Source organism: Wolbachia endosymbiont of Anopheles demeilloni, from assembly GCF_018491735.2.
Lineage (GTDB): Bacteria > Pseudomonadota > Alphaproteobacteria > Rickettsiales > Anaplasmataceae > Wolbachia.
Genome location: NZ_CP084694.1, coordinates 913,018 through 938,924, shown reverse-complemented (window position 1 = coordinate 938,924; position 25,907 = coordinate 913,018). Strand labels below are relative to the sequence as shown.

Genomic DNA, 25,907 nt, shown 5'->3' with positions numbered 1-25,907 from the left:
AAAAAAAACTTTATAATTAAAAGAAAAGTACAGGTATTAATATATGGCAAATCATAAAAGTGCTAAAAAAATGATGAAGGTAATAGCAAAGCGTACTTTAGTAAATAAGATGCGGAAAAGCAAAACTCGTACTGCTATTAGAAGATTAGTTGATATAATCAAGTCTGGTGATAAAGAGAATGTTGTCTTGGCATTTCGGAATGCTGAATCCAATTTACACAAATGTGTAAATAAAGGTGTCATTCATAGGAATACCGCTGCGCGTAAAATAAGTCGCTTAAATGCAAAAGTAAAAGCATTGATGACCGCTTAATACGGTTAATGTAAAGTTAGCTGTATTAATATATACTCTTCAGTTTGTTTCTGTATAAAATTAAGTAGCTCAAGTGATGGATAAAAAAGCATTATTGGAACTAAGTAATGGGTCAAAAATTGATCTGCCCGTATTAAGTGGAACAGTAGGTCCTGATGTGTTAAATATTAAGGATTTATATAAGAAGACAGGATTATTCACTTACGATCCAGGATTTGTTTCCACAGCTTCATGTTCTTCTTCGATTACATTTATTGATGGAGATGAAGGAGTTCTTAAATATAGGGGACATAATATAGCTGATTTGGCAGAGAATAATAATTTTACTGCTGTGATTTATTTATTGCTCTATGATGAATTACCCAGTTCAGAGCAACACAAAAAATTTCTTCTCAAAATACAAGAATCATCCAAAGTATCAGAGCAAGTTACAAATATAATCAAAGCATTTTCAAAAACTGCTCACCCTATGTCGATTTTAGTTGCATGTTTTGCAAATTTGTCAGCGTCTTACCATGAAATGCATGGCAAAAATGTCAATGGTGAAGATTTAGATTTTGGAATTTCTGCAATAGCAAAAGTTCCTGCAATTGTTGCAATGATTTATAGACATATCAACAATCAGGAATTCATAAATGCTAATAATAAATTAAGTTATAGTGAGAATTTCTTAAATATGATATTTGGCAGTGCTGTTAATAATACCATTTTTGTAAAAGCTCTGGATAAAATATTTACTCTCCATGCTGATCATGAACAGAATGCTTCTACAGCAGCTGTCAGATTAGTAGGGTCAGCTGGTTCTAATCTATTTGCAAGCCTGTCTGCAGGAGTTGCTACACTTTGGGGTCCAGCACACGGTGGAGCTAATGAGGCAGTTATAAATATGCTCAAAGAGATAGAGCAAAGTGGAGGTGTAGATAAATTCATTGAGAAAGCTAAAGATGATAAAGATCCATTTAAGCTAATGGGATTTGGACATCGTGTTTATAAAAACTATGATCCGCGTGCGCTTATATTAAAGGATGCTTGTCATGAGATTTTAAGCAAACTAGAGCAAAACAATGAATTACTTAAAATTGCAAAAAAACTTGAAGAAATAGCTTTAAAGGATGAGTATTTTATTACACGCAAGTTGTATCCAAATGTTGATTTTTATTCAGGTATAATAATGAATGCTATTGGTATCCCTTCAAGTATGTTTACACCCATTTTTGCACTTGCAAGAACCACTGGTTGGGTTGCCCAGTGGTATGAAATGGTAAACGATAAAGAAACCAAGATTTGTAGGCCAAGGCAGCTCTACCTTGGCAAATAAACTTTCATTCACAATTCGTCCTCAAATAGTCTAATTTTCTTTAGCTATAAAATACAACAAATTGATTTTTTACTAGTTGATGTCTGCTTTTTTGCAGAACATTGGTCAGGCTGTGATATAGAAGGTTGGTTAAATGTTGTTTTGGGCTTATTAAAAGAAGATCGTGCTGAAGAAGCGCCAAAACCACTATCTTTAGCCGAATTATCATCTTTAATTCTTTGTGCATTTTCATCATAGTAATTGAGGCCAAGTAATTTTCTTGAGTTTCCAGTATGTGATTTACCTACAACTAAATTCTTAGGTGAACCAAAAAAACCACTATCTGCACTTGGTCCATCCGTCCCTACTTTTTCTTCAGAAGGGGCAAGAGTTTGTGGTTTCATAGCTGGCACGCGCGCAGGATCAATGAAAAGTTTATAATCCTCATTGATTACAGAGCTCTCTGTGATCTTATTCATCACACAGTAAGCAATGTCTGGGTTAAAAAAGTCTATTGCATATATTCGTTCGGCACCATGTATTAGCAGACCTCTTTCTGCAATATCATTTTTTACATCACGAAATACTTTTGTACCACCAAACACCTTATTATTAATATGATCAACTTCTTTTTCATTTAAAAACTCTATGTAATTACCACAATCAATAACAGGAGCTAAAATTGAAAACTCATCTTTACTTTCTTTATGGGAAATATGCCACATAGAATTAATTGGTAGGTGCGGTAGTGCTTTATGAATTAAATCAACAACTGCAAACTTCAGAGTGTCATTCATTTCATCCTCGGTATTTGGAATATCAAAACAACGGCATGTCAGAGATACTATATGCTTTACTATGTCTTTAACAAGCTTAGGATTATCAAAAATGCTTTTCTTTAGATATACATAATTCCCTTTCTCTTCTAAAAAATCCTTAATTTTTTTAGGACCATTTTCATAACCTGTTATCCTCGATGAGAGCAAATCTACAAAAAAACGTTGCAAATTTCTATCAACACACTCCGCACTATATAGATAAGATCCCTTATCAAAGACTTCATCAATTATATTATAATCTACATGATTTTCTATCTCCTGCTCTATATCATCTGATAGATCCTCACAACCTAGTTCCGATTTTTTGTCTTCTTTTTTTTGCTCTTTAATAAGATCTGTTGCAAATCGCGCAATTTCATTGGCTAGTAAAAACTTTAGATTAGAAATCACCTCCTTCCTAATTGACACCAAAAATTTATTATCTTCAGCCGATTTCCCTTGATCAAAGTTAAAAGGAAAAAACTTTGTATAAAAACAATCATCAAGAATACTTTCATCCGGACAAAATCTTTCTATTACTTTTTTTTTCACACTTTTCAAGTACTCCTTGCGCTGATTAATAGTCATATTTTTATCAAACAAGATAACAATATGATCTTCTTTGTAAGAAAAAGTACCGTCTACAGTACAATTAGTAAACAAATCATCATTAAAACGAAGAATACTATTAAATGCTTTTACTAATTCTCGATTTATTTCACTTTTATTAGGCATAACGCCACCTCTCTAATTAATTAACATAATTATTTACTGCTACCCTGACCACTCTTACTACTAATGGATTGATTTTGCTTCATTCGTTCTTGTTCACGCTTAATTCTATCACTAAAATTATCTATCCTCTTTGGATCTAAATCTTTTTTATAAATCCTTGTTCTCCCTGAATCAGGTACTTTTTTATTTGGATCATTATTACCATGCATATTAGCCTCCGAATTAAATTATTATGTAATGAGTATATTAAGAATCAATTATTAGCACAAGCAGTTTTTTTACATAAATTTTATTCACCATTTTTATACTCCTGGATTCCAGACTGGGATGACAAGAGAGAGCTACTTGGATGACATTCCGCCATGTCATTCCAGCACTTGATGCTGGAATCCAGATGAAAAACCAGTGTCACTCACTGGGATGACAAGAGAGGAGGTAATGGAATAACATCTTTCCTTATTGACTTAAGTCGCAACTGTACAAACATTGCAATATGGCACATCGTTGGCACTACCTCCCATTCAAGACGGTGTCATTCCAATACTTTCTCTCTTGTCATTCAAGTAGCCTCTTTTGTATCATCAAGTAGCTCCTTTAATGTCATTCCAGTCTGGAATTCGGTAAATTTATTTATTATATATGAAAAGTTATTATATTTATATACTTGCAAGTGAACGCAATGGAACCCTATATACAGGTATAACATCAAATTTGACTAAACGAATTTGGGAACACAAAAGCAAAGCCATCTCTGGTTTCACGTCAAAGTACAATGTTTGTAAACTAGTCTATTTTGAAAAATTTCAAGACATAAATTTAGCAATTAGTAGAGAAAAACTCCTGAAAAGTTGGCAGAGAAAATGGAAAATAAACTTAATTGAAAAAATAAATCAAGAATGGAAAGATTTATATGATGAAATTGTATCTGGATGACAGTGTCTGAGTACACAACTTTACGAACATTGTAATATGGCGCATCGTTGGCACTGGCTTCCATTCAAGACGGTTTCATTCCAGTCTGAAATCTAGAAGAGAAAATGGATCCTAAACTGAAATAACAACTCTTTTAGACTAAGTTCTCTGGACTCCAGTGGGCTTTGTTGCATAGCAACTGAAAAAATCTGGTGGATACTGACAAAATTCATTATAAAATAGCCATTTAACTGTTGAAGAAAAAATATGCCACAGAAAATGAAAGTCAGTAACCAAAACGAATATAACAGATGGGTTGTTGAGAGATCTTCTTTTGCTTGGTTGCAAAAATGTAGGCGACTTTGGAAAAATTGCGAGCGGAAACTCAACACTAGCCTGCAAATGGTCGTTCTTGCTTTCGCTGCTTTGCTTCTGAAAAGATTGTGAACAAGCTCTTAAGGGTATGCCAGGTCCACAAGGTCCAAAAGGAGATACCGGAGCTCCAGGTGCGAATGGATTGCCAGGTTCCAAGGGAAAAGATAGAATAGGTGCTACATTAGCTGATCATTTTTTCGTGAGATAAGAAAAGCAAAAAATGAAACTCTGGATGCTAAAAATGCTTCAGAAGGTTTTGCCAAACAAGCTAAAGATACGGAAGATAAGGTTAAAATACTACACAATCAAACAGTGAATCTTACAGGAGAAGCTGAAGATTCTGCTGATCAAGCACTTCAATCCGCAGAAAATGCGGAAGCATTGCATAGTAGCGTAAGAGATATGTTTTGTACAATAAATCCTGCAGATCAAGTTTGTAGTGCACGCAGAAGAAGGAGGGAAACTAAAAAATCAATCAGTGACAAGCGGAGCAAGCAGACCAACTTCATTTATATCTCAAGTAATAAATTTCTTTTACCCTGCGGTAGGACAGGACGAATATAAAGTAAAAAATGAAATACAGGAAGTGGCAAAAATAATAGATGCAGCAGATGTTGTAACAAAATTTGAAGAAGTATTGGGAGCAACAGCTGTGAAATGTGTCATTTCAAAGAAAAGTCTAAATTTTGATCCAGTGGAACTGCAGTCAACCATTATCAATAAGTCATTACTTAATGATGAAAATCATAATGAGTTGTTGAAGTTCTTGTGTGTAACTGCAAAAAAATCACTCCCTAATTACAAACAAACTAGTAAATGTTTGTTTACTTTTAAAGATCATATGGAAAAAAGATTAAAAGACAATGAGCAGCCAAGGAGTTTTATAAGTTATGTCTCTCCTCCTAGTAGCCTCAGTGCTATTAATCAGCAAGTTGTCGGTTATTTAAGGTAATATCATGGAAAAACATATATTTAAAATAGAGGATAAAAACCCGCTCTATAAAAAATTGATTAAACTTCCTGCTGAATATTATATATTAAACAAAAATAGTAAGGTTATCCATTCACATATTGGTACAATTAAAGTAGAGAATATTAATGGTTTAAAGTTAAAGAAGCAGGGAGATAAAATATCTTTATATGAAGGAAATTACCCCTGCAGGCAGAAAGATCTGATGAAAGTGGAAACTCTATAAAAGAGGATCTTATTGTAGAACAAGAAGCTATAATAAGTACAAATAGAAACAATATTATAGAAAAGCTTGAATCAAAACCTGTCTTGATTTCGCTTTACAACATAAAAGATAGTCCTGACTTTGGCCTCAAATTGTCTGTTAGAGATATAACTGGAGTACTCAATTTTATCAATTTTAACGATGAAAATGACCCAGTACTACAAAAAAATTCAAGAAGAAAAAGGTGGACTTTATTTTAGAATAGAAGGTGATTATATCTATATATCAGATAAAGAAGGAAAATGTTTTCCATTATGTGAAGATGGTAGTTGCTATAAGTAGCAATACACAAAAAAATGAACATGATATATTAAAAATTAGTGAGATATCAACAATAATAAAAAAACTTAACTAAAACTGAGCAATGAAGTGCACCGGAAGCAACAGCTAAGACAGAGCAAAATTTTACTTTGCAGCAAGGAGAGAAGTTATCGGATAATATCTATCAAGCAGATATCATGTTAAACGGTAAGCTCGTAGCTACTTTACCGAAAATAGGTTACTGCATGCTTGATGACCAATTGGTCATACATAATCACGTTACAGAAGAAGAGATAAAAATTCCTAGAGACTTTCATTATCTTAAAGTAGTCAAATCCAGTAGTAATGATGATTATCAATTAACGTTTTGTAATTTCTTAGGTAATGAGTTTTTTGAACATAAAAAATACGATTCTCAATACTCAAATATTCCAAATAAATATCAATATATAAGTTTAAATTGTATGAAAAAGGAATATAAGCCAGATTTCTGCAAGTTACTTAACGATCAATCATCGTTTTTTATTGTGAAAGGAACTACTAATCAAGATTCTTCAGGCCACTGCCCAGCTGATGTATTTGAATTAACAAAAAGTGGAAAAGGTAAGAAAATGGCTACATTAATTGATCAATTTTGCTCTTTCAATAAAGAGGGTAAGTTTCAATATTGTGATTACCATAGAAAAGCAGATTACGATTTTTATGATTCTTATAAAATTAATAAAGAGTACAAAACAACAGATGAATTTCTCTTCAATGATGACATAGTCCTTTATACTATTCCAGAGCTATTTTAATCGCATACAAGGTATATTATAATTGTTTTTAAAATTGAATCGAGTAGACTTTCAAGCAGTGTAAAAATGTATTCTTTTTAGTTTAGATTCGCTACCATTTTGCCGCTCGTTAGTACCGCAGTGGTTTTGTAATAGAACACAAGCTGCAAAAACTTAAGGAAAAAATGGGTCAGTGCTTGACATTGGCATCTAGTTCTTTCCATAAAAAATGCTGTAAAGTGTTCACCAATTTAGTTGGATCCCAGTACTGGGATGATATTATGAAGACCTAGCAGTTTATGACGGTGTCATTCCAGCGCGTGGCGCTGGAATCTAGTTCTTATTACCTGAGTCTTCTGGGTCCCAGTACTCAGATGACAAGAAAAGGGAGTATTGGTTTCAGCATTAGCCATGCATCTGGATCCCAGTATCAAGTATAGCACTTCTCGCAATAGTCCGAATAGGATAAGATATGTGCTTATGGCTATGGTAGAGCAGTAGCATATTATGATCTGTTCGGATTATTGTAAAAAGAGCTATACTGGGATGATAAGAGAAAGAGGACACTGGGATGACATTATGAAGACCTCTAGCAGTTTATGACGATGTCATTCCAGTCTGGAATCCATCTTTTTTGTAATTTTATTGAAAATATCGTATAGCTATTTGTTCACAATTAATTCTTCTGGATCCCAGTACTCGGATGATAAGAAAAGAAACACTGGTTTCAATATTTGCATGCATCTGAACAGATACAGATGGCTAAAATATTGAAGAAAGCATACGCGTCAAGTTAAGAGCAAGTTTTACCCTAGCCTTCTTTGACTTGTCAAGAAAGGTCTTTTTTTTCCCCAGATCCTATTATCACATGCTGAAATGACATCGAAGGATGCTCTTGCTTCTTCATGTAATTATGCAAAAAGTCCTTTGAATTTTTGCAGCTTGAAAAATCTTTATAAAATTTACTTTCTTTAAATGCTTTAATCTTCTCTTCATTATTTAATGAGCCATTTTTAGAAAAATATTCATCTGTAATGTGAATATATAAACTAATCAACTCAGGAAAAGTGTAATCAGTTTTGTTGGAAGACTTTAAACACGTAATTGGCAATTTATGTATATCTTTATCAGCTTTTTTAGAATCAATACATTTATCATTCTTTCTTAATGTTGTATGCTGCTTAAAAAAGCCTTCATATTCCTCAAAATCTTCAAATATTTCTTTTTTTTTGATAATCTTTCCTTCTACCGCTTTGATCTATTTTTTCTATTTCTGTTGCAAGTTGCGCTGGCTGTTTTATCGTTTTATCTCCCTCTCGATTAAAGTACATTGTATAAGGAGTAATTGAATTTACGATTTTATATGTCTTTCAGTGGCAGCCAAGAATCTTTAATACCAATTTGATTATCGGAGCAAGAAAAATTTTTAATTTTGCTATGAATCCAAAATAATAAAGAGAAGCTTGTTTAAGTGAACTTGCAGCATTGCTAACGATGCATCTTAAATGTATATCCTTATACTTAAAATTTTTATGAACCTCTGCAGCCACATGTCCACCTAGGCAGTCTCCAAATAATATGATATCATCTGGCTTTATACCTTTTTCCAATAAGTTAGTTACAACTGCTACACCAGATTTAACTCTATTGCTACGTATCAATGAGTTATTTTTACTTAAACCAAGTCAAGGATAATTAAAGAGATGTACAGTAATTCCTTGCTCTGTAGCCCAATTCCAATTTTAGGAATAATCTTTACCAGGGCTTAACGCTCTATTTCCACCAATAAAGTATATCAGATGTTTTTCACCTCGATTATTGTTTTGATTTTTACCAAGAAGCGTCATTGTCTCTATTTTCATCCCGTTTTGAGTTTTTATAAATTCTCTTTCAGTTTGCTCTCTTATTTCTTTCATATTTTAACTCTCACTATGCTGATTTAATTATACAACAAAATCTTAAAAAAATCAACAAATCTTAATTTATGAACAATATAAACCTTCTCAAATTCATTGAATTATGCTTTCAAACGGTAGTGCCGGGGTGTGAGTATAATGATTATCAATATATAAAAGTCATAGCAGAAAGGCTTGAAGCAGCAAGCGCTGATGAAGCAAGAAGAATAATATTCAATATGCCGCCGCGTTCAATGAAGTCCATTTGTGTAAGTGTTGCATGGCCCGCATGGATACTTGAAAATCAGCCAACTGCAAGAATAATAGTTGCAAGTTATTCTCGTTTGCTTAGCGAAAAGCACTCACTCGATACCAGGTGCATAATGCAATCTGATTGGTATAGAAAGCTATTTCCGAAAGTAGAATTATGCAAAGATCAAAACACTAAATATAAATTTCAAAAAGTGCAAAGAGGATGTCGGATTGCAACATCAGTTGGGGGAACATTAACCGGTGAAGGTGGAGATTTCATTATCGTGGATGATCCACTAAGTCCCGCACAAGCTTTGAGCGAAACATTTAGAAAGCGTGCTGCAAACTGGTTTGATCAGGCTTTAGTAACCAGGCTCAACGACAGAAAAAAAAGAGTTATCGTTCTTGTGATGCACAGACTCCATTTAGAAGATTTAACTGGTCACTTCCTCTGTAAACCAAGAAACATATGGCATCATGTCTGTTTACCAATAATAGCTGAAGATAAGGAGATTATTTATTCAGTTAATAATCATATTCCAGAGCATGAACAGGAAATATACTCAAGAAAAGAAGGTCAATTGTTGTATTCCCTAACTGAAGGAAAAGAAGAAATTGAGATGATAAAAGTTGAACTTGGGAGTTATGGTTTTGATGCTCAATACCAACAAAACCCTCTACCACTTTCAAGTGCTCTAATTAAACGAGAGTGGTTGAAGCGCTATAAAAATTTTCCTGATAGCCTCTTGCATGTAACACAAAGTTGGGATACTGCAATTTCAACAAACAATACAAGTGACTTTAGTGTCTGCACTACCTGGACAAAAGTAGATAATACATTCTATTTACTCGATGTATATCGCACAAAACTTGAATATCCAAAACTTAAAGAGAAAGTTCTATCGCTGGCTGCAAGGTGGAAGCCACACGCAATTTTAATCGAAGCAAAAGCAAGCGGTCAGCAATTGGTTCAGGAGCTCGGGAAAAAAAGTGATTTACCTATTATTCAAATAGTACCACATGATGACAAATTAACTCGATTTCACCGAATTGTCCCAATTATAGAATCTGAGAGGGTTTTTCTCCTTAACCAAGCAGTATGGCTTAGCGACTTTGAGTATGAGATTTTAATGTTTCCAGAAACCCGTCACGACGATCAAGTAGACAGTACCGTGCAATATCTTCAGTGGGTGAGAAATAATATTGCTAGAGTGGTAGCTATACGTTCATTATAGCTTGAAAAGGTTCCTCGGAATTGTATATAATTTTTTTAACTGAGCTTATTTAACTTATCCATTTTCTGAATGATATTTTAGGGTTTATTAAAATAAATAGTATACAAAAATTCTATCTCTGGGTGCTTAGATGAATATCTTTATATTAGACGAAAATCCTGTAACTGCAGCACAAATGTTATGCGATAAGCACATAGTAAAAATGCCGCTAGAAACTGCTCAATTGCTTAGCAGTGTTTTTTCAATAGCATTAAAAGAGCCAAATCCTTTAGTCAGCATTACAAACCAGAATATAGAAGTTCCATATAAACTTACTCACAAAAACCATCCTTGTTCTTTATGGGCTAGACAATCAAAAGGAAATTTTGATTGGTTAATAAAACATGGAAAAGAATTGTGTATAGAATATAGCTTGCGATACAAAAGAACGCATAAATCCGAAGAAGTTATAGATTGGTGCGATAATAACAAGGATTTGCTAATATTTCGATCAGCTGATATACAAGCTTTTACACAAGCGTTACCTGATCGATATAAATGTAGTAACCCAATAGAAGCATATAGAGAATATTACCTAAAAGAAAAGATGAGATTTGCTAAGTGGGAAAAAGGTAGAGAAGCATCAGATTGGTTGCTAGACAAAATGCTATAGGTTATAAAATTATCCAAACCGATCATAAAAAAGGTAGAATTGAAGTTGCAAAAGCAATGCTGGCTGATAATGTTGATGTTTATCAAGTTTATTGATCTTTCTATTTGTGAGATTAAAGAATTCAGTAAACTGTTATTCCCAGTATATGGTAGGCTACTTGCACTATAGAGTGTCATGTACACATCTGTACTAACAAGCAGAGGTAAATCTAAGTCAGTTTAGATATAACATTTACTTTAAAAAACTTTATTTTACGCTGATATTCTAGCGCTTTTCTGTGGTATTTTGTTGGGGTATAATTTGCAAAACTATCTTCCTTATAGGTTAAAAAATTACACTGCTTTATATGTAACTCTATCCACTCTGCATAATCCTGATGATCAGTTGCAATAAATATTTCCCCTGTGATAAGTATTTTTTTTGCTAATAAATTTAAAAATTCCGTATTAATTAACCGTCTTTTGTTGTGACTTCTTTTTGGCCATGGATCTAGAAAGAGAATAAAGAATTTTTCAACACTGTGGTCAGGAAAATTGACAATTAATTCTCTTGCATCTTCTGTCCATATTAAAATATTTTTTATGCTGTGTGCTTCTATGCTTTTTAGCAAGAAAGAGACCCCCTTTAAATAAGGCTCACATCCTATAAATAATAGATCAGATTCATTGAATGCCTGATAAAGCATATTTTCACCATTACTGAAACCTATTTCTACCCGTATTCTTTTTTGTAAGTCTACGATCTTTTTTATAGATTCCTTGCTGTTTTTAATAGAATACTTCTCCAAAACATTCAACTTCAACCTAAATCTTCTGGAAAATGACCTAATCCAATTATTATTCCTAGATAACATATCTTACATAACTTAATCTTTTATAGCTTAAACAATTCTCGAAATGAATTAATGAGAATTTACTTGTCACTAATTATTAATATTATATAATATATGAGTTCTAATGAAGTTAAAATTAAAAGGTATGGAAAGTACAGTTGCTATCAAGAGGCTATCATCAAATAGGTTCATAGAAGAGATATTTCAAGATCAATTTGATAATCAAGACAATGACTTTTGTGAAGATTCTTTTGCTAACAAAATCAAAGAAGGAGATGTGGTAGAAGGTATAATCACAAGAAGAAATTCTAATGACATTGTGGTTGATGTTGGTTTAAAGTCAGATGGAAGAATTCTGATTAAGGAGCTCAGTTGTAATGATGATATCACTGTTGGCTCGAAAATTAGAGTTTATGTTGAAAGAATTGAAGATTACCATGGTAATGTTGTTCTTAGTCGTGAGAAAGCAATCAGAGACGAAAAATGGAATAAATTGGAAGAAAGCGCAGTTACAAAAGATGAAGTAACAGGAATCATTAAACGCTCAATTAAATGCGGTTTTATTGTTGATCTTGGTGATGGAATAAGTGCGTTTTTACCACTGAGTCATGTGGATTTGAAGCAAATAAAAGATGCTAATCACCTTATTGAAACTGAACAAAAATTCATCGTTCTTAAAATGGATAAGAAGCAGGGGAATATTGTAGTATCAAGAAAGTTGGTATTAGAGAAATTGCATGCTGGTGAAAAAATTAAGTTTTTAGAATCTTTAAATGAAGGTGATGTAGTAGAAGGCAAAATAAAAAGCATCACTCACTACGGTGCATTTGTTGGCATTCATGAATCAGATACAGTGGGAGTTATAGATGGACTGCTACATATTACAGATATCTCTTGGAGTAATGTAAGTCATCCATCTGCAATTTTTTCTTGTGGTCAGCATATAAAAACTAAAATTATAAAAATAGATAGAGAAAATGGAAAAATCTCCCTTGGTGTCAAACAATTAGGAGATAATCCTTGGCAAGATCTAGAGTCAAAATGTCCAATTAACAGCGTACACAAAGGATGTGTAACGGGCATAAAAGATTGTGGATTCATTGTTGAGATTAAACCTGGGATTGCGGGTTTGGTACACTCATCAGAAATAACTTGGAGCAAGAGTAATTTACCAATCAGTAGTTTTGTAACAATAGGACAAGAAGTGGATGTAAAAATTCTCGGTATTGACATTATTAAAAATAAGATGAGTTTAAGCACAAAAAGGTGCGTAGAGAATCCTTGGCAAGTATTTATTGATAAATATCCTCTTGGTTCTATTGTTTCTGGTAAAGTTAAAAGCAACAATAGTTCACAAATATCTGTAACTTTTGATAATTATGAGATATTTGAGGACGTAGAAGGAACAATTTATATGCAAAATCTAAGTTGGTCGAAAAACAATTCAGATGAGATAAAAAAGTATAATGTAGGTGATGAAATAGAAGCAAAAGTGATAAGGGCTAACGTAGATCGGACAAGAATTTATCTTGGAGTAAAGCAAATAGAGTATGATCCTCTTGAAGAACTGATAGAGAAAGTTAAAGTAGGGGATAAAATTCAGGTTACTATAAGTAAGAGAGAGGAAAATGGTCTAATCGTTGAGGTTGAGAACAATGTAACCCTTTTAGTAGATCAAGAGCATTTACCAGAAAATAAAAAGTTTTCTATATCAGAAAAAATACAAGTTGAAGTAGTAGGTATTGAAAAATATAATATAATATTATCTGCCAAATAACTTCTTGTGCTTCATATAAATGGCAACGAAATCTGATATAATAGCAAAAGTGGCAAAAAAACACCTTTTGTTAGATAAGGTCATTATAGCAGACATAGTTGATAGTTTCTTTCGAGTGTTTTCAAACACGTTGAAATATCATAATAGAGTTGAAATCAGGGGGTTTGGTTCTTTTTCAATTAGAAGCTATAACTTGAAAGAAGCAAGTAATTTGACGTCACAGAAGGTTGCAAAACATCAATACTTTAAAACTTATTTTCGTAGCAGTAAAAAGTTATCCCTCTTGATAAATGAATGAAAATCTATATTGTAAATTTGAAAGTTGTACAATATAGCATCATATGCAAGTAGTAGAAATAGTTATACGTAATAACACATATAAAATATCTTGCGAAAGTAAAAAGAAGGACCATTTATTACAACTTGCTAATAGCTTCAACAAGCTAGTTAGCTCCATATCTCAAAGAACTGGAGGTAAGGGCTCAGATGCATTAAATTTCTTACTTGCAGCATTGACTCTTGAAGACAAAATTTTAGAATTAACAAAGCGATTAGACGAAATAAATCAAGAATGCAAAAAGTATAGGGAGGAAAAAAGAGTAGAATATGCTGAAGTATTAGATAGGGTAAACAAGATTATTGGGTGCATAAGTGATTAAAGCAAGCAATCAAATCGACTACCTCACTACTCAAATCAGGGGGGAGAAGTTTCTTACGAGTTATGTAACAATATAATTCGCAATCATCAAGATCAACTATTTTTTCGTATTCAATTAGTTCACTTAAGGAAAATTTATCAAGATATTTCAATGCAAAATGCCCTAAAAGTATATCAGTTTCTTTATAACCCCTATGCCAACTCCTATACATCAATTTTCTTCTTAATAAGGAGATATCTATCATTGTCATTAAACTTTTTTTAAATTTAAAGACTAAACTAAATACTTGTCAAGCAAGGCGCATTTTAATATACTCAATGTTTGATTAAGATTTAAAACATAGGTGGAATTAATTTCTCATCAACTTAGCGCTGGAATATATTATTTTTTATCGTTTTCTTTAATAATTTCTATCATAGTATTCGTGCATGAATGTGGGCATTATATTGTCGCTAAAGCATGCAAGGTTAAAGTTGAATCTTTTTCTATAGGCTTTGGTCCTGAAATTTTTGGTTTTAACGACAAGTCTGGAACTAGATGGAAATTAAGTGCCTTTCCATTGGGTGGCTACGTTAAAATGTTAGGGGATACTAATGCAGCAAGCGTTCCTGTTGATCAACAAAAATTAACTGAAGAAGAAAAATTATACTCATTCCATACAAAACCTCGATATCAAAAAGCAGCAATAGTTTTTGCAGGGCCTTTTGCAAACATAATATTTACCGTTATAGCTTTTACAATATTTTTCAGCGTGGCAGGTTATTATCGTACTCCACCAGTAATTGGTAATGTAATTGAAAAAAGTGCAGCAAAGCAAGCTGGCCTATTACCAGGTGACACTATTACACAGATCAATGAGTACAAAATAAAATACTTTGAAGATATTTCACGCGTGATAATGTCCAACCCTGAAACAAGAATAGAAATTAAGTATAGCAGAAATAACGAAGAATACAGAACTATTCTAACTCCGTTTACAGTTGAGGATAGAGATGTCTTTGGTAACATAATAGAAAGAAAAACTATAGGAATTACCTCAATTAATATGATAGGGTTAAAACAGTCATCTTTTCTTGGAGCTGCTAGCCTATCAGTGAATGAAACCTACCACACTATGTGTTTAACAATCAAAGCACTCTTTCAAATTGTTGTTGGTAAAAGGAGTATAAATGAAATAGGTGGGCCAATAAAAATTGCAAAATATTCATGGCAATCAGCTAAAAAGGGATTTATTATGCTTCTATATTTTATGGCAATTATTTCAGCTAATTTAGCTGCAATTAACTTGCTGCCAATACCACTACTAGATGGTGGGCATTTATTTCATTATATTATAGAAGCAGTTATACGTAGAGATTTGAGTTTGAAATATCAAAAATATGCAGTCACTTTTGGTGCTACCATACTGTTTTTGTTGATGGCAGTTGCAATCACAAATGATATTAGGCATCTTTTTTAAGATACATATGAAAAAGTTATTTTACATACTAATAATAATACTTATTTCTTTTCCCACTCTACTTGTTGCTCTAGAAAATAAAGAAAAAGTACAGATAAAAAATATTAAGTATATTGGCAATGAGCGAGTAAGTGATCAAACAATAAGGTTTTATACAAAATTAGAACCAGGTAGTCATATAAATGATGATGATGTAGATTCAGTTATAAAAGATTTATATAAAACAAAGTTATTTGCTAATATTAACGCCTATATCGATGATGAAAAAAACTTAGTAGTAAAAATTCATGAGAATCCATTGATTAACAAAGTAATATTGAAAGGAAATAAGTTATTTAACAGTAAAGAGTTGCTAAATAACGTTATCCAGTCAAAATCACTAACTATTTTCACTGAAACAAAATTACAAAACGATTTAATAAATCTAGCTACTCTTTATAGGAACAGTGGTAAAATTGGTGTTAAAATTGCATATGAGCTAGATAAGCTTGGTAGCAATAGGATAAATCTAATTTTTAAGATAAAAGAAGGAAGAACGTCTAAAATTAAGGATTTACGATTCATAGGTAATAAAAACTTTTCAGCAAATGAGCTAGAGCAAGTTATTAAAAGGCATAGCAATGATATATTTAGTAAATTATTTAGAGCCATTTTTAAAAGCGGAACTCATTATTCACCTCAATATCTACTGATTAACACAGAACTGCTTGATCGCTTCTATTCATCTAAGGGATATATTCAAAATAATATCCAACCAATTGCTGAGGTTGATAATAACAACCAAATAGAGTTAACTTTTTTGATTGATGAAAAGCAGCAATACTTATTTGGAAATAATGAAGTTGATATTGAAACTGAGATTCAGGATTTAAGTTTAAGGGAAGAAATATTAGAATTTATCAAAGAGGAAAATAATCAAATATTTAATAGAGTTAAAATTAACAATACAGCAGAAAAAATAAGTAAACATTTAAACGAAAAAGGATATATATTTGCAAAAGTTAATCCAGAATATACACAACATAACAATATTGTGGATGTAACTTACAAAGTGCTACCAGGTAAAAAGATTTATATAAACCAAATTACTATTGATGGCAATGACCGCACTTTAGATAAAGTAATTAGAAGAAAACTTAGAATGGCAGAAGGCGACGCATATAACACATCTGAGATTCAAAAATCACGTAGAAAACTTATATATAGCGATTTTCTTGAAACAGTAAAAATAAATAGTTATATAGTGGATGAAAATGCAGTAAATCTTGATTTAAATGTCAAAGAAAAAAGAACTGCCTCGTTATCTTTAACAGGTGGCATATCTCTTCCTGGTGGAGTATTTGTTAAAACCGATTTCACAGATCGTAATTTATTTGGTAATGGTAAAGAGGTATCTTTTGCTCTTGAAAAAAGTCAATATGTTCTTTCTACTAGTATAGACGCTGTTGAAAATAATTTTAACGACTCTGATACTTCACTAGGCATGAGTATTTTTTATGAAAAACAAGACAAACCAAACACTACTTTCGATACCTGCAACTGGGGAGGAATAGCAAAAGTATCATATAAAATCTCAGAAAATCTAACCAATTCCTTTCAATATTCTTATAAGTATAATCACATATACATGGACAATAAGGGTGGAAAAGATGAGGATATCTCTGAGATAATAAGAGATCAAGAAGGTGAGTATCAGGTTTCATCAGTGGGATATACGTTATCATACAATAAACTGGATAACCTCAATACTCCTAAAGAGGGATATTTATTGCGTTTAAGTCAGGATATTTCAGGATTATGGGGAAATGTAAATTTCCTAAAATCTGAATTCTTATCTTTTTATACACACCCTATATTAAGCAAAATTGATGATGATATAACATTGCGCTTTAAAGTAGCAGCAGGTCATATTTTTTCCTATACTAATAAAGAGCTCAACATTGGCCAGCACTTCTTTAAAGGTGGCAATGAGATTAGAGGATTTGACCTTTCTGGTATTGGACCAAGAGCAGAAGACAAAAATAAAAGCTCATTGGGAGGTAAAACTTATTTTAATTTAACACAGCAAGTAGATTTTCCACTATCTAAATTATACGACTATGCTGGTATCAAAGGCTCACTATTTGTTGATTATGCAACACTTTTTGATTTAGATAAAAAGAAGGGATGTAGTGGGAAATATTACGATAGTAAGCTTATAAGAGTATCACCAGGTTTTGGCTTTTCAATGCCTTCTCCTTTTGGTAGGCTGAGATTAGATTTTGGGTTTCCTTTAGTAAAGGAAGCTTATGACATAATACCATCGACAAATGTTAAAATTTCTATTGAAGCGGGGATTTAAATGAAATATATACAGTTATTTACATCAGTTATTGCCTTAATTATTTCCTTATTTGTGGGGTATAAGTTTGTAGGGTATCAACCTCAGAGCGCGATTAATACAAAGGCTGCCATTATTGATAGTGACAAAGTTATCAATGAATCTCTGGCTCTGCAAAATATACAACAACAAATAAAGGAGCAGAATTCTAGATTACAGCAAGAATTTGAAAATGAGTTAGAAAAATTTAAGCCATCGAAAGAAGAATTTGACCTTTTGTCAGAAGAAGCAAAAAAAGAAAAGACGGAACAATTTAGTAAGCATACTGTAAGCGTTAGGAATAATTACACCAAGAAAATGTCACATTTAGAAAAAAATTATAGAGAAGCAGTAGAAAGTGTCTTTAACAAGATAAAAGAAGTTGCTAAAAGAACGGCAGAAAAAAACAATATAGATTTAGTACTATTTATTTCAAAAAAGAATCAAATTTTATACTCCATGGATGAAGTCGATTTATCGGATGTGGTATTAAAAAATGTAAACAAGGAAATACCTGAATTTGCTTTGCAAAGCATTGAGTAGGCTTATGCAATGTAATATAAATGATATTATAAAAATACTACCACATTCTTATCCTTTTCTCTTAGTAGATAGGGTTATAGAATGCGAACCTGGTAAAAGTATAAAAGCAATCAAAAATGTGACTTTCAACGAGCAATTTTTTACTGGTCATTTTCCTGGCCATCCGATAATGCCAGGAGTTTTGATAATTGAGTCTTTAGCTCAGGCATCTGCTATATGTGTTCTCGGTAAAAAAACAGTAGAAAATAAAGTTGTATACTTTATGTCCATTGAAAACGCAAAATTCAGAAAGCCAGTCTCTCCAGGAGATACCTTAATTCTTCAATCTAACTTTGAAGGTTTGCGTTTAGGTGTATACAAATTTAAGTGTGTTGCATCTGTTGGAAAAGAAGAGGTTGCAGGAGCAACAATCTTAGCAAAACTGCAAGATAAATAAAATCTTCATCTATAAGAAACAGTATGTACACTGTATAGTATAAAGATGCAACTGAATTTCAAAATCTCATTTTCAAACTTATACACTCGTAGTGAATTAATAAAGTTAGATAAGGCGTTTTTGGATTACATAAAATCGTGCGATGAAAGCTTGTTTTATTCATTAGTTGAAGCAAGAGAAAAAGCAGCTTCTTCTTCGATGTCATCCCAGTGTTCATCCCAGTGCTTGAAACTGGGATCCGGAAAACAAGAAGGATGGATTCCAGCTTGGATGAAAGATGTTTGTAATAGCCAGTTAACAATGGACCTCTCACATTTACTTGATGAATTTATTGCAAAATTTTTCAATATTGAAAAAGAAGTAGAAGAGTTAAAGGAAAAACACAATGACTTTGCTGTAATATACAGATGCAAAAGATTATTTGTTCAGCGTTATGCATTGAAGAAATACACTGATGTAGCAAATATTGATTATGTCACTAACAAATTAAATAGTTTCATTACTTTATCGACAACAGAAAAAAACTTTTCTGAGCAGGTAATGAGTTGGCTTAAAAATAAAGAAGAGCACAAAGAAGAAATAGAACTTGCGGCACAATATGCAGTGTGGAGAGTGAAAAATAAACAGAGTATATTATTCAGTATTCATAAAAAAATCGACCACGAAAACCTCATACCATTTTCTAAAAAAGAAGTAGACAAAGTTGAAGTGCTGTATTCAAATGAAGTAAAAAGACGATACGGGTTTGACTTAACAAACGAAAAGGCTAGTTTAAATAAAGCACTAGATAATGCTCACTACTGCATATTTTGTCATATGCAAAATAAGGAAAGTTGTTCAAAGGGGCTAATTAATAACAACAATACCTTTAAACAGTTCCCACTCAAGGTTGAGCTGCACGGTTGCCCACTAGAGCAGAAAATATCAGAAATGAATTTAGCAAAAAGCGAAGGGTACAGCATAGCAAGTCTTGCAATTGTGATGATAGATAACCCATTATGTGCTGCTACTGGACACAGAATATGCAATGACTGTATGAATTCGTGCATATATCAAAAACAAGAACCCGTAAATGTGCCAGCAATTGAAACAAGGATTCTAGATGATGTGCTTAGTTTACCGTATGGATTTGAAATATATTCTCTGCTTAGCCGTTGGAATCCTTTAAATTTTCAGCGTCCATTGCCAAAAGGAAACACTGGAAAAAACGTCCTAGTTGTAGGCCTTGGTCCTGCGGGTTTTAATTTAGCTCATCATTTATTAAACGATGGGCATAACGTTATCGCCATTGATGGACTAAAGATTGAACCTTTGATCGATAATTTACAGCTAATTAAAGATTTTGAACACGAAAAATTGAGTGAACGCACGGCAGATGGGTTTGGTGGAGTGTCAGAATACGGCATTACTTCTAGGTGGGATAAAAATTATTTAAAGATTATTAGATTACTGCTGGAAAGACGTGAGAATTTTGCACTTTATGGAGGCATTCGTTTTGGCAGCACGATAACTGTTGATGACGCATTTAACTTGGGTTTTGATCACATTGCCTTGGCACTTGGCTCTGGTAAGCCACGAATGATCAAAATAAAAAACATACTAGCCCGTGGAGTGCGCATGGCATCTGACTTTCTTATGTCGTTACAACTGACTGGCGCTCTTAAATTTGATTCTATAGCAAATCTGCAAGTTCGTATGCCAATAGTTGTCATAGGTGCAGGACTCACTGCAATTGATACTGCTACTGAAGTTTTAGCTTACTATCCGATTCAAGTAGAAAAATTTCTTCTTCGTTATGAAATATTGGTTGATAAGTATGGAAAGAAATATGTCGAAAAAGATTGGAAAGAAGAGGAATATGAACTTGCAAATGAGCTGATATCGCATGCACAATTGATCCGAAAAGAGCAAGAATCAGCAAAAAAAGAGAATAGAGAAGCAAAAATATTGGAACTAATGCAAAGTCTAGGGGGAGTGAAAATTGTATATAGAAAAGAGCTAAAAGATTCACCAAGTTATCGATTAAATAGCGAAGAGGTGCAAAATGCACTATCAGAAGGGATTTACTTTATTGAAAACTTAGAGCCGATTGAAGTTGTAACAGATAAATATAACCACGCTGAATCAATAAAACTAATAGACACAAAATCTGATGAAATCAAGCATATAAAAGCACGTTCTATTTTTATAGCAGCAGGTACTGAGCCAAATACAGTTATTGCAACAGAAGATAAAAAGCATTTTAAATTAAGTAACGGATATTTTACTCATTTGAATTCGTCGGGAAAAGAAATAGATCCTATCTTTTCTCCTAAGATGCGAGATAAAGATAGAATATTAGTATATAAGGAAGGCAATAAAACAATTAGCTTTTTTGGTGATCTTCATCCCTCGTATAGCGGCAGTGTAGTCAAAGCTATGGCAAGCGCTAAGAATGGTTACCCTATCATTTCTCAGCTTTTGAATAGAGTTAATAGCTTCATTTATGTCACTCCGGCTAGAATCTCGGAGTCATATGCACAATTGTATGAATGTTGTAATATAAGAGTAACTTTCACAAAAAAAGATGTCATTCCAGTGTCAGCTATTTGCACGACACCACCTGCTATGCGAATTACCTACAAATTGCAGCATTTGCACGCTAAAGCATCACGCGCTGGAATAATATCAGAACACCTAGCTAACAAAGAATTTTTCAATAAAATCAAAGAGCAATTCACTGCAAAGGTTATAAAAGTTCAATATTTAACAAACAAAGTTGTGGAAATAGTGATCAAAGCACCACTTGCAGCAAAGAATTTTAAACCTGGACAATTCTTTAGGTTGCAAAATTTTGAAACCAATAGCAGAAAAGCCAATAATACAAACCTTGCTATGGAAGGTATAGCAGTAACCGGCACTGAAGTAGACAAAAAAAAAGGATTTATTTCCACTATTGTGCTTGAAACTGGCGGTTCCACTAATTTATGTAAATGTTTTAAAAAAGGTGAACAAGTAATTCTTATGGGTCCAACTGGCAGTCCTACTGAGATTGATTAAACCTATTTTGTACTAATTATACTATAATGTATATTATTTATTAATAAATCTATACTACAATAATAATTTTTATTAAGGTAGTATTATGACACATCAGTTAATATTTACACTTCCAAAAGAAAGCTACTCTATAGCTATAGGACCATGTTCTGCAAAAAGTAGAAAGTGTAAGGAGTTTATAGCAAAAAACGAAGACGTAGGTATGAAATTTCTTATTTCTACTAAAGATGATACTGGCAAAACAGGAAAAATTTCCCTTTGTAAAGATAATAACGGTCAAGATGAGTGTACAACATCCTATACAGTTCAATTTCCAGTAATTTATAATGATCTTTTTAATGATAGCTTGAGCTACGTAAGTGTTCTTTTGGATCCTGATAAAGGACATTTAACTAGGATGCACAATGAATTCGATAAATATAATATTGATTACACAGTTATAGACAATGATACAACACAGAATGTGTTGTCAGAGGTTTTTATATAATCTAATTTTCATTATACAGCTACTCAGAGCTCTCTTGGTTCCATTATCTCTACTCGAATGCCGTCATTACAGTGCTTGATACAGGGATCTATAGATAAACAATTTAATATTCCACTACGTGTTAGCGGAACCTATCTATATCATTATCCAAAAAACATAAAAAACTAAATTAACGAAGAATTCTTTAATAGAATCAGATATTGCAAAGAGCATAAAAATCGAATGAGTGCATTAAAAACTGGCAGCTCCATTATATTTATGCAAATTCTGAAGAGAAAGCGAGTAAATAACTCTCAACTGACAGACTTAATGAAGTTCTAGATATTAAAGTGATGCCAAACTTTATTTCAAATAAGTAAATAATTTACTAACGCTCGTGCACAAATTAAAAATAAATTATGCATGAGTGTAGCACTGTGAATTAGGAGTGCTACATTAAAGCTTACCTCACTATTAAAGCTATCGGTCAGATTAGATTAAGAACCTAATCTGACCGGTTTCTCTATAACCTTCTAAACCCTGATATAATTATATGGTAATTAGTTTAACTAGTGGTTAATGTGCAAATTGATTTTATTTGTATGTTGAGGTAGCATAAACCATACTGTTTTACATCATTGTGCAACTTTATAAATTTTTATTGCTATTTCTATTGACTACATTAATAGTGATAGTCCTAATATTACCTGAAAATTTAGGTACTACACTGAATTGCTCTCATCCAGTTCTAAATTTTGATTTATCTTTTCGTATCGTACTAATATCTTTTTTATCAGTTGCATTTTTAGCTGTTCTACCAGCACAAAATTTGACTTTTTCAGAGATGCTATCTTTTGCTGCTTACACTATTAGTTCACTTTATGCAGTTTTATCTGAACATATGATATTGGTTATAATATTCTGTGAATTAATGACTGTCAGTGCATTTTTTACTATCGCAGCTGGCTGTAGAGATAGTGGACCTGCAATAAGGTACGCTTGTGTACATTTTTTCATTGGAGTTATATTAATAGCAGGATTGGCACTTCAAAGCACTAACCTGATAATTTTGGGTTTATTGATAAACTGCGCTTGTTTTCCTTTTTCGTTTTGGATTGTTGATGCATATCCTCCTGCATCGCTACATGGCACCACATATCTCTCTTTATTTACCACTAAAGTCTCTTTTTTAGTGATGCTTTTACACACTTATAACCTATGGCAAGATTGTACTGAAATATTAGCGCTTGTAGGCGCCATCACTGCAATTTACAGCATTATATTTGCTTCTCTTGAGCAAAATATTCGCAGATTTTTATGCTATAACGTTGTAGGACAAATGGGCTTGCTGATTATTGCAGGAAGTTTGCTCAGTCCTTCGGAAAAAGCAATACCAATTTTGATACTGCATATAATCTTCTCTCTTGTTTATCAATCATTATTGTTTGTGGTCAGTAATTCGATTATTTTACAAACAAAAACAATTAGTTTTAATGGAGTGGGTAAACTGATGTCAGTGGAAGGCATATGTGCTATAATCGCAATACTTACAATGGCTGCATTTCCTGGAACCGTTGGATTTATCAGTAAATCATATATCACAGCTGAAGTTGAAATGAATACTGTTGCCTTAAAAGGGTATAAAAATTTATATAAGCTTCTAAATTTGCTGCTTCATTTAAGCGTGGGGCTAAAGTTTCTTTATTACTTATTTATTGCAAAAAGTAAGTCAAAACCTTTAGCAGAGAGGGGAGGCAAAATGACTATGATTATTTTAGCATTTATATGCGTAATCGCTGGCAATCCTTACTTACCTATTTACAATAAACCTTCGATTTTCGATTTTTTGTACAACACAAAAAATGTTTTGTCGCAATTTAATTTATTACTATGTACCACTTTATTGTTTATTCCTTTACGCAAGTTATTTTACCCGAGAGTAAATTTTAAAATGGATGTTGATTGGATTTTTAGAGTTTTCATATCCTATATTGTCTTGTTGTTCAATCAGTTAGTCTCTAAAACTAGAGAAATGTTTGCCAATGTACTGCAAAACTTGACTAATTCACTTACTAGTTTATACTTTGATAATATTACCAAACTTAAAGAAGTGCTGAGCTATAACTCAGTGAGTTTTGTTTCAGTTTCTTCTCTCTTTTTAATGAGTATTCTACTAATGCTGTTATGTTTAAATCGTTAACCGAAAGTTTAAATTCCGTATTTAGTAAACTGAGAGGAAAGTCAATCATTTCTGAAGATGATTTTAACCTTGCCATGCGTGAAATACGTATAGCTTTAATTGAAGCTGACGTTTCACTTGAAGTTGCGAAAAAATTCATCAATGACATTAAAGATAAAGTGATCGGGGAAAAAGTAATAAAAAGTATTTCCCCAGCGCAAATGATAATCAAAATTGTGCAGGATAATTTAGTTACAGTTCTCGGATCAGAGAAAAGCGACTTAAACCTAGCAACTAAACCCCCTGCTGTGATTATGATGGTGGGCTTACAAGGTGCAGGTAAAACAACTACCTCAGGAAAGCTTGCTTTAAAATTAAAAAAGCAAAAGAAAAAAGTGATGCTTGCCTCTTTAGACATTTATAGGCCTGCTGCCCAGAAACAACTTGAGGTGCTGGGTAAACAAATAGACGTACAAACTTTATCTATAGTAATAAATGAAGGGCCTATTGCAATTACAAAAAGGGCACTAGCAGCAGCAAAGAACGATAATTATGATGTATTAATACTAGACACCGCAGGCAGGCTTCATATTGACAATAATATGATGAATGAGTTGAAAGTCGTAAAGGAAATAGCTTCACCTACAGAAGTTATTTTAGTAGCCGACGCAATGATAGGCCAGGATGCGGTCAACATTGCCAAATCATTCAATGAGGTAATAGGTGTAACCGGCATTATTCTCACCCGTGTTGATGGTGATGCACGTGGTGGTGCTGCTCTTTCTATGAAAATGATCGCCAATTGTCCAATTAAATTTATTGCTTGTGGTGAAAAATTAAGTGACCTCGATGATTTTTATCCCGATAGAATTGCAAAAAGGATACTTAGCATGGGTGATGTTGTATCATTGGTTGAAAAAGCTGCTGAGATTGTTGGTCAGGAAGAAATTGATAAGTTACAAAAGAAAGTAAAAAAGGGTAAATTCGACCTAAACGACCTAGTGGGAATGTTAAAAACTCTGAGTAAAATGGATGGCATTAGCAACATAATGAAATTCATCCCTAGTTCATTCACAAAAAAGCTAAGTAGCAGTGTGCCAGATGACAATAAATTGAAAAAATATATAGCCATCATAAACTCAATGACCGAAAAAGAAAGGCAAAATCCAGATATTTTAAATGGCAAAAGAAGACTTAGAATTTCTAAGGGGTCCGGAACAAGTGTAACTGACGTTAATCTTCTAATTAAGCAGTATAATCAAATGAGCTCTATGGTGAATAAGTTCAGTAAAGTTGACCATAGTAAACTTAAAGAATCTGATTTGATGGATATGCTAAGCAGAAAGTAAGTCAGCAGGTAGTGGAATGAAATAAAATCATCAGTTGTAATTGCTGTTGAATA

General features: G+C 32.7%; 24 protein-coding genes and 2 pseudogenes. 21 read left to right on the top strand and 5 right to left on the bottom strand.

Annotation, left to right across the window (positions count from 1 at the left end; all coding sequences use genetic code 11):
* The first annotated feature begins 43 nt into the window (after window positions 1–43).
* The gene (gene rpsT / locus JSQ73_RS04980) at window positions 44–313 is read left to right on the top strand and encodes a 30S ribosomal protein S20 (RefSeq protein WP_007302369.1); all 270 of its coding nucleotides are present in this window, start codon (window positions 44–46) and stop codon (window positions 311–313) included.
* Between the two features lie 76 nt (window positions 314–389).
* Entirely contained in the window at window positions 390–1,631 is a 1,242-nt protein-coding gene (locus tag JSQ73_RS04975) for a citrate synthase (RefSeq protein ID WP_214249761.1), read from the top strand.
* Window positions 1,632–1,675: 44 nt separating this feature from the next.
* Here JSQ73_RS04975 and JSQ73_RS04970 read toward each other — a convergent pair whose 3' ends face one another.
* Together JSQ73_RS04970 and JSQ73_RS04965 are read right to left on the bottom strand one after the other, a co-directional pair.
* Window positions 1,676–3,163: a hypothetical protein gene (locus JSQ73_RS04970; RefSeq protein ID WP_214249760.1), complete on the bottom strand. Its 1,488-nt coding sequence runs from the start codon at window positions 3,161–3,163 to the stop codon at window positions 1,676–1,678.
* 29 nt (window positions 3,164–3,192) lie between these two features.
* On the bottom strand, window positions 3,193–3,372 hold the full coding sequence (locus tag JSQ73_RS04965) for a hypothetical protein (RefSeq protein ID WP_214249759.1): 180 nt from the start codon (window positions 3,370–3,372) through the stop codon (window positions 3,193–3,195).
* 430 nt (window positions 3,373–3,802) lie between these two features.
* Between JSQ73_RS04965 and JSQ73_RS04960 the strand changes: the two genes are divergently transcribed.
* From JSQ73_RS04960 to JSQ73_RS04935, 6 genes and pseudogenes are all read left to right on the top strand, one after another.
* Window positions 3,803–4,096 carry a GIY-YIG nuclease family protein gene (locus JSQ73_RS04960; RefSeq protein WP_214249758.1) on the top strand — a complete coding sequence of 98 codons (294 nt, stop codon included), beginning with the start codon at window positions 3,803–3,805 and terminating at the stop codon, window positions 4,094–4,096.
* A 288-nt stretch (window positions 4,097–4,384) separates the two neighbouring features.
* Window positions 4,385–4,522, top strand: a pseudogene (locus JSQ73_RS04955) (IS5/IS1182 family transposase); the annotation flags it as partial.
* Between the two features lie 367 nt (window positions 4,523–4,889).
* On the top strand, window positions 4,890–5,402 hold the full coding sequence (locus JSQ73_RS04950) for a hypothetical protein (RefSeq protein WP_234301684.1): 513 nt from the start codon (window positions 4,890–4,892) through the stop codon (window positions 5,400–5,402).
* 4 nt (window positions 5,403–5,406) lie between these two features.
* Window positions 5,407–5,646: a hypothetical protein gene (locus tag JSQ73_RS04945; protein ID WP_234301683.1), complete on the top strand. Its 240-nt coding sequence runs from the start codon at window positions 5,407–5,409 to the stop codon at window positions 5,644–5,646.
* A 247-nt stretch (window positions 5,647–5,893) separates the two neighbouring features.
* Entirely contained in the window at window positions 5,894–6,040 is a 147-nt protein-coding gene (locus JSQ73_RS04940) for a hypothetical protein (RefSeq protein WP_234301682.1), read from the top strand.
* 103 nt (window positions 6,041–6,143) lie between these two features.
* A complete protein-coding gene (locus JSQ73_RS04935) occupies window positions 6,144–6,743 on the top strand; it encodes a hypothetical protein (protein ID WP_234301681.1) in 600 nt (199 codons plus the stop codon).
* A gap of 785 nt (window positions 6,744–7,528) precedes the next feature.
* Here JSQ73_RS04935 and JSQ73_RS06935 read toward each other — a convergent pair.
* Window positions 7,529–8,638: pseudogene (locus JSQ73_RS06935) on the bottom strand (alpha/beta hydrolase).
* Window positions 8,639–8,706: 68 nt separating this feature from the next.
* Here JSQ73_RS06935 and terL point away from each other — a divergent pair.
* Complete coding sequence (gene terL / locus JSQ73_RS04915; protein WP_214249970.1) at window positions 8,707–10,104, top strand: phage terminase large subunit; 1,398 nt, start codon at window positions 8,707–8,709, stop codon at window positions 10,102–10,104.
* Between the two features lie 130 nt (window positions 10,105–10,234).
* A complete protein-coding gene (locus tag JSQ73_RS04910; protein ID WP_214249969.1) occupies window positions 10,235–10,756 on the top strand; it encodes a pyrimidine dimer DNA glycosylase/endonuclease V in 522 nt (173 codons plus the stop codon).
* A gap of 208 nt (window positions 10,757–10,964) precedes the next feature.
* Here JSQ73_RS04910 and trmB read toward each other — a convergent pair whose 3' ends face one another.
* Window positions 10,965–11,609, bottom strand: a complete 645-nt coding sequence (gene trmB / locus JSQ73_RS04905) for a tRNA (guanine(46)-N(7))-methyltransferase TrmB (protein ID WP_214249968.1) — start codon at window positions 11,607–11,609, stop codon at window positions 10,965–10,967.
* Between the two features lie 103 nt (window positions 11,610–11,712).
* Here trmB and JSQ73_RS04900 point away from each other — a divergent pair, with 103 nt between their 5' ends.
* The 3 genes from JSQ73_RS04900 to JSQ73_RS04890 are packed head-to-tail and all read left to right on the top strand — an operon-like array spanning window position 11,713 to window position 14,024.
* Entirely contained in the window at window positions 11,713–13,365 is a 1,653-nt protein-coding gene (locus JSQ73_RS04900) for a 30S ribosomal protein S1 (protein ID WP_214249967.1), read from the top strand.
* A gap of 19 nt (window positions 13,366–13,384) precedes the next feature.
* Window positions 13,385–13,663 carry an HU family DNA-binding protein gene (locus JSQ73_RS04895; protein ID WP_010404234.1) on the top strand — a complete coding sequence of 93 codons (279 nt, stop codon included), beginning with the start codon at window positions 13,385–13,387 and terminating at the stop codon, window positions 13,661–13,663.
* A gap of 43 nt (window positions 13,664–13,706) precedes the next feature.
* Window positions 13,707–14,024: a cell division protein ZapA gene (locus tag JSQ73_RS04890; protein WP_214249966.1), complete on the top strand. Its 318-nt coding sequence runs from the start codon at window positions 13,707–13,709 to the stop codon at window positions 14,022–14,024.
* Here JSQ73_RS04890 and JSQ73_RS04885 read toward each other — a convergent pair.
* Window positions 14,002–14,268: a succinate dehydrogenase assembly factor 2 gene (locus JSQ73_RS04885; protein WP_214249975.1), complete on the bottom strand. Its 267-nt coding sequence runs from the start codon at window positions 14,266–14,268 to the stop codon at window positions 14,002–14,004. The genes JSQ73_RS04890 and JSQ73_RS04885 overlap by 23 nt on opposite strands.
* Window positions 14,269–14,367: 99 nt before the next feature.
* On the opposite strand from JSQ73_RS04885, the gene rseP reads away from it, so the two are divergent.
* The 8 genes from rseP (at window position 14,368) to ffh (ending at window position 25,854) form a co-directional block, all read left to right on the top strand.
* Window positions 14,368–15,483 (top strand): RIP metalloprotease RseP, encoded by a 1,116-nt coding sequence (gene rseP / locus JSQ73_RS04880; RefSeq protein ID WP_214249965.1) that lies wholly within the window; start codon window positions 14,368–14,370, stop codon window positions 15,481–15,483.
* A gap of 7 nt (window positions 15,484–15,490) precedes the next feature.
* On the top strand, window positions 15,491–17,824 hold the full coding sequence (bamA, locus tag JSQ73_RS04875) for an outer membrane protein assembly factor BamA (protein ID WP_214249964.1): 2,334 nt from the start codon (window positions 15,491–15,493) through the stop codon (window positions 17,822–17,824).
* Window positions 17,825–18,385, top strand: coding sequence for an OmpH family outer membrane protein (locus JSQ73_RS04870; RefSeq protein ID WP_214249963.1), 561 nt, complete (start codon window positions 17,825–17,827; stop codon window positions 18,383–18,385).
* A 4-nt stretch (window positions 18,386–18,389) separates the two neighbouring features.
* Window positions 18,390–18,821, top strand: coding sequence for a 3-hydroxyacyl-ACP dehydratase FabZ (gene fabZ, locus JSQ73_RS04865; protein WP_214249962.1), 432 nt, complete (start codon window positions 18,390–18,392; stop codon window positions 18,819–18,821).
* Between the two features lie 45 nt (window positions 18,822–18,866).
* Entirely contained in the window at window positions 18,867–21,860 is a 2,994-nt protein-coding gene (locus tag JSQ73_RS04860) for an FAD-dependent oxidoreductase (RefSeq protein ID WP_214249961.1), read from the top strand.
* 85 nt (window positions 21,861–21,945) lie between these two features.
* Window positions 21,946–22,347, top strand: a complete 402-nt coding sequence (locus tag JSQ73_RS04855; protein WP_214249960.1) for a hypothetical protein — start codon at window positions 21,946–21,948, stop codon at window positions 22,345–22,347.
* 619 nt (window positions 22,348–22,966) lie between these two features.
* The gene (locus tag JSQ73_RS04850) at window positions 22,967–24,526 is read left to right on the top strand and encodes a proton-conducting transporter transmembrane domain-containing protein (RefSeq protein ID WP_214249959.1); all 1,560 of its coding nucleotides are present in this window, start codon (window positions 22,967–22,969) and stop codon (window positions 24,524–24,526) included.
* Window positions 24,511–25,854, top strand: a complete 1,344-nt coding sequence (ffh, locus tag JSQ73_RS04845; protein ID WP_214249958.1) for a signal recognition particle protein — start codon at window positions 24,511–24,513, stop codon at window positions 25,852–25,854. The genes JSQ73_RS04850 and ffh overlap by 16 nt, the downstream gene beginning before the upstream one ends.
* Window positions 25,855–25,907: the final 53 nt, after the last annotated feature.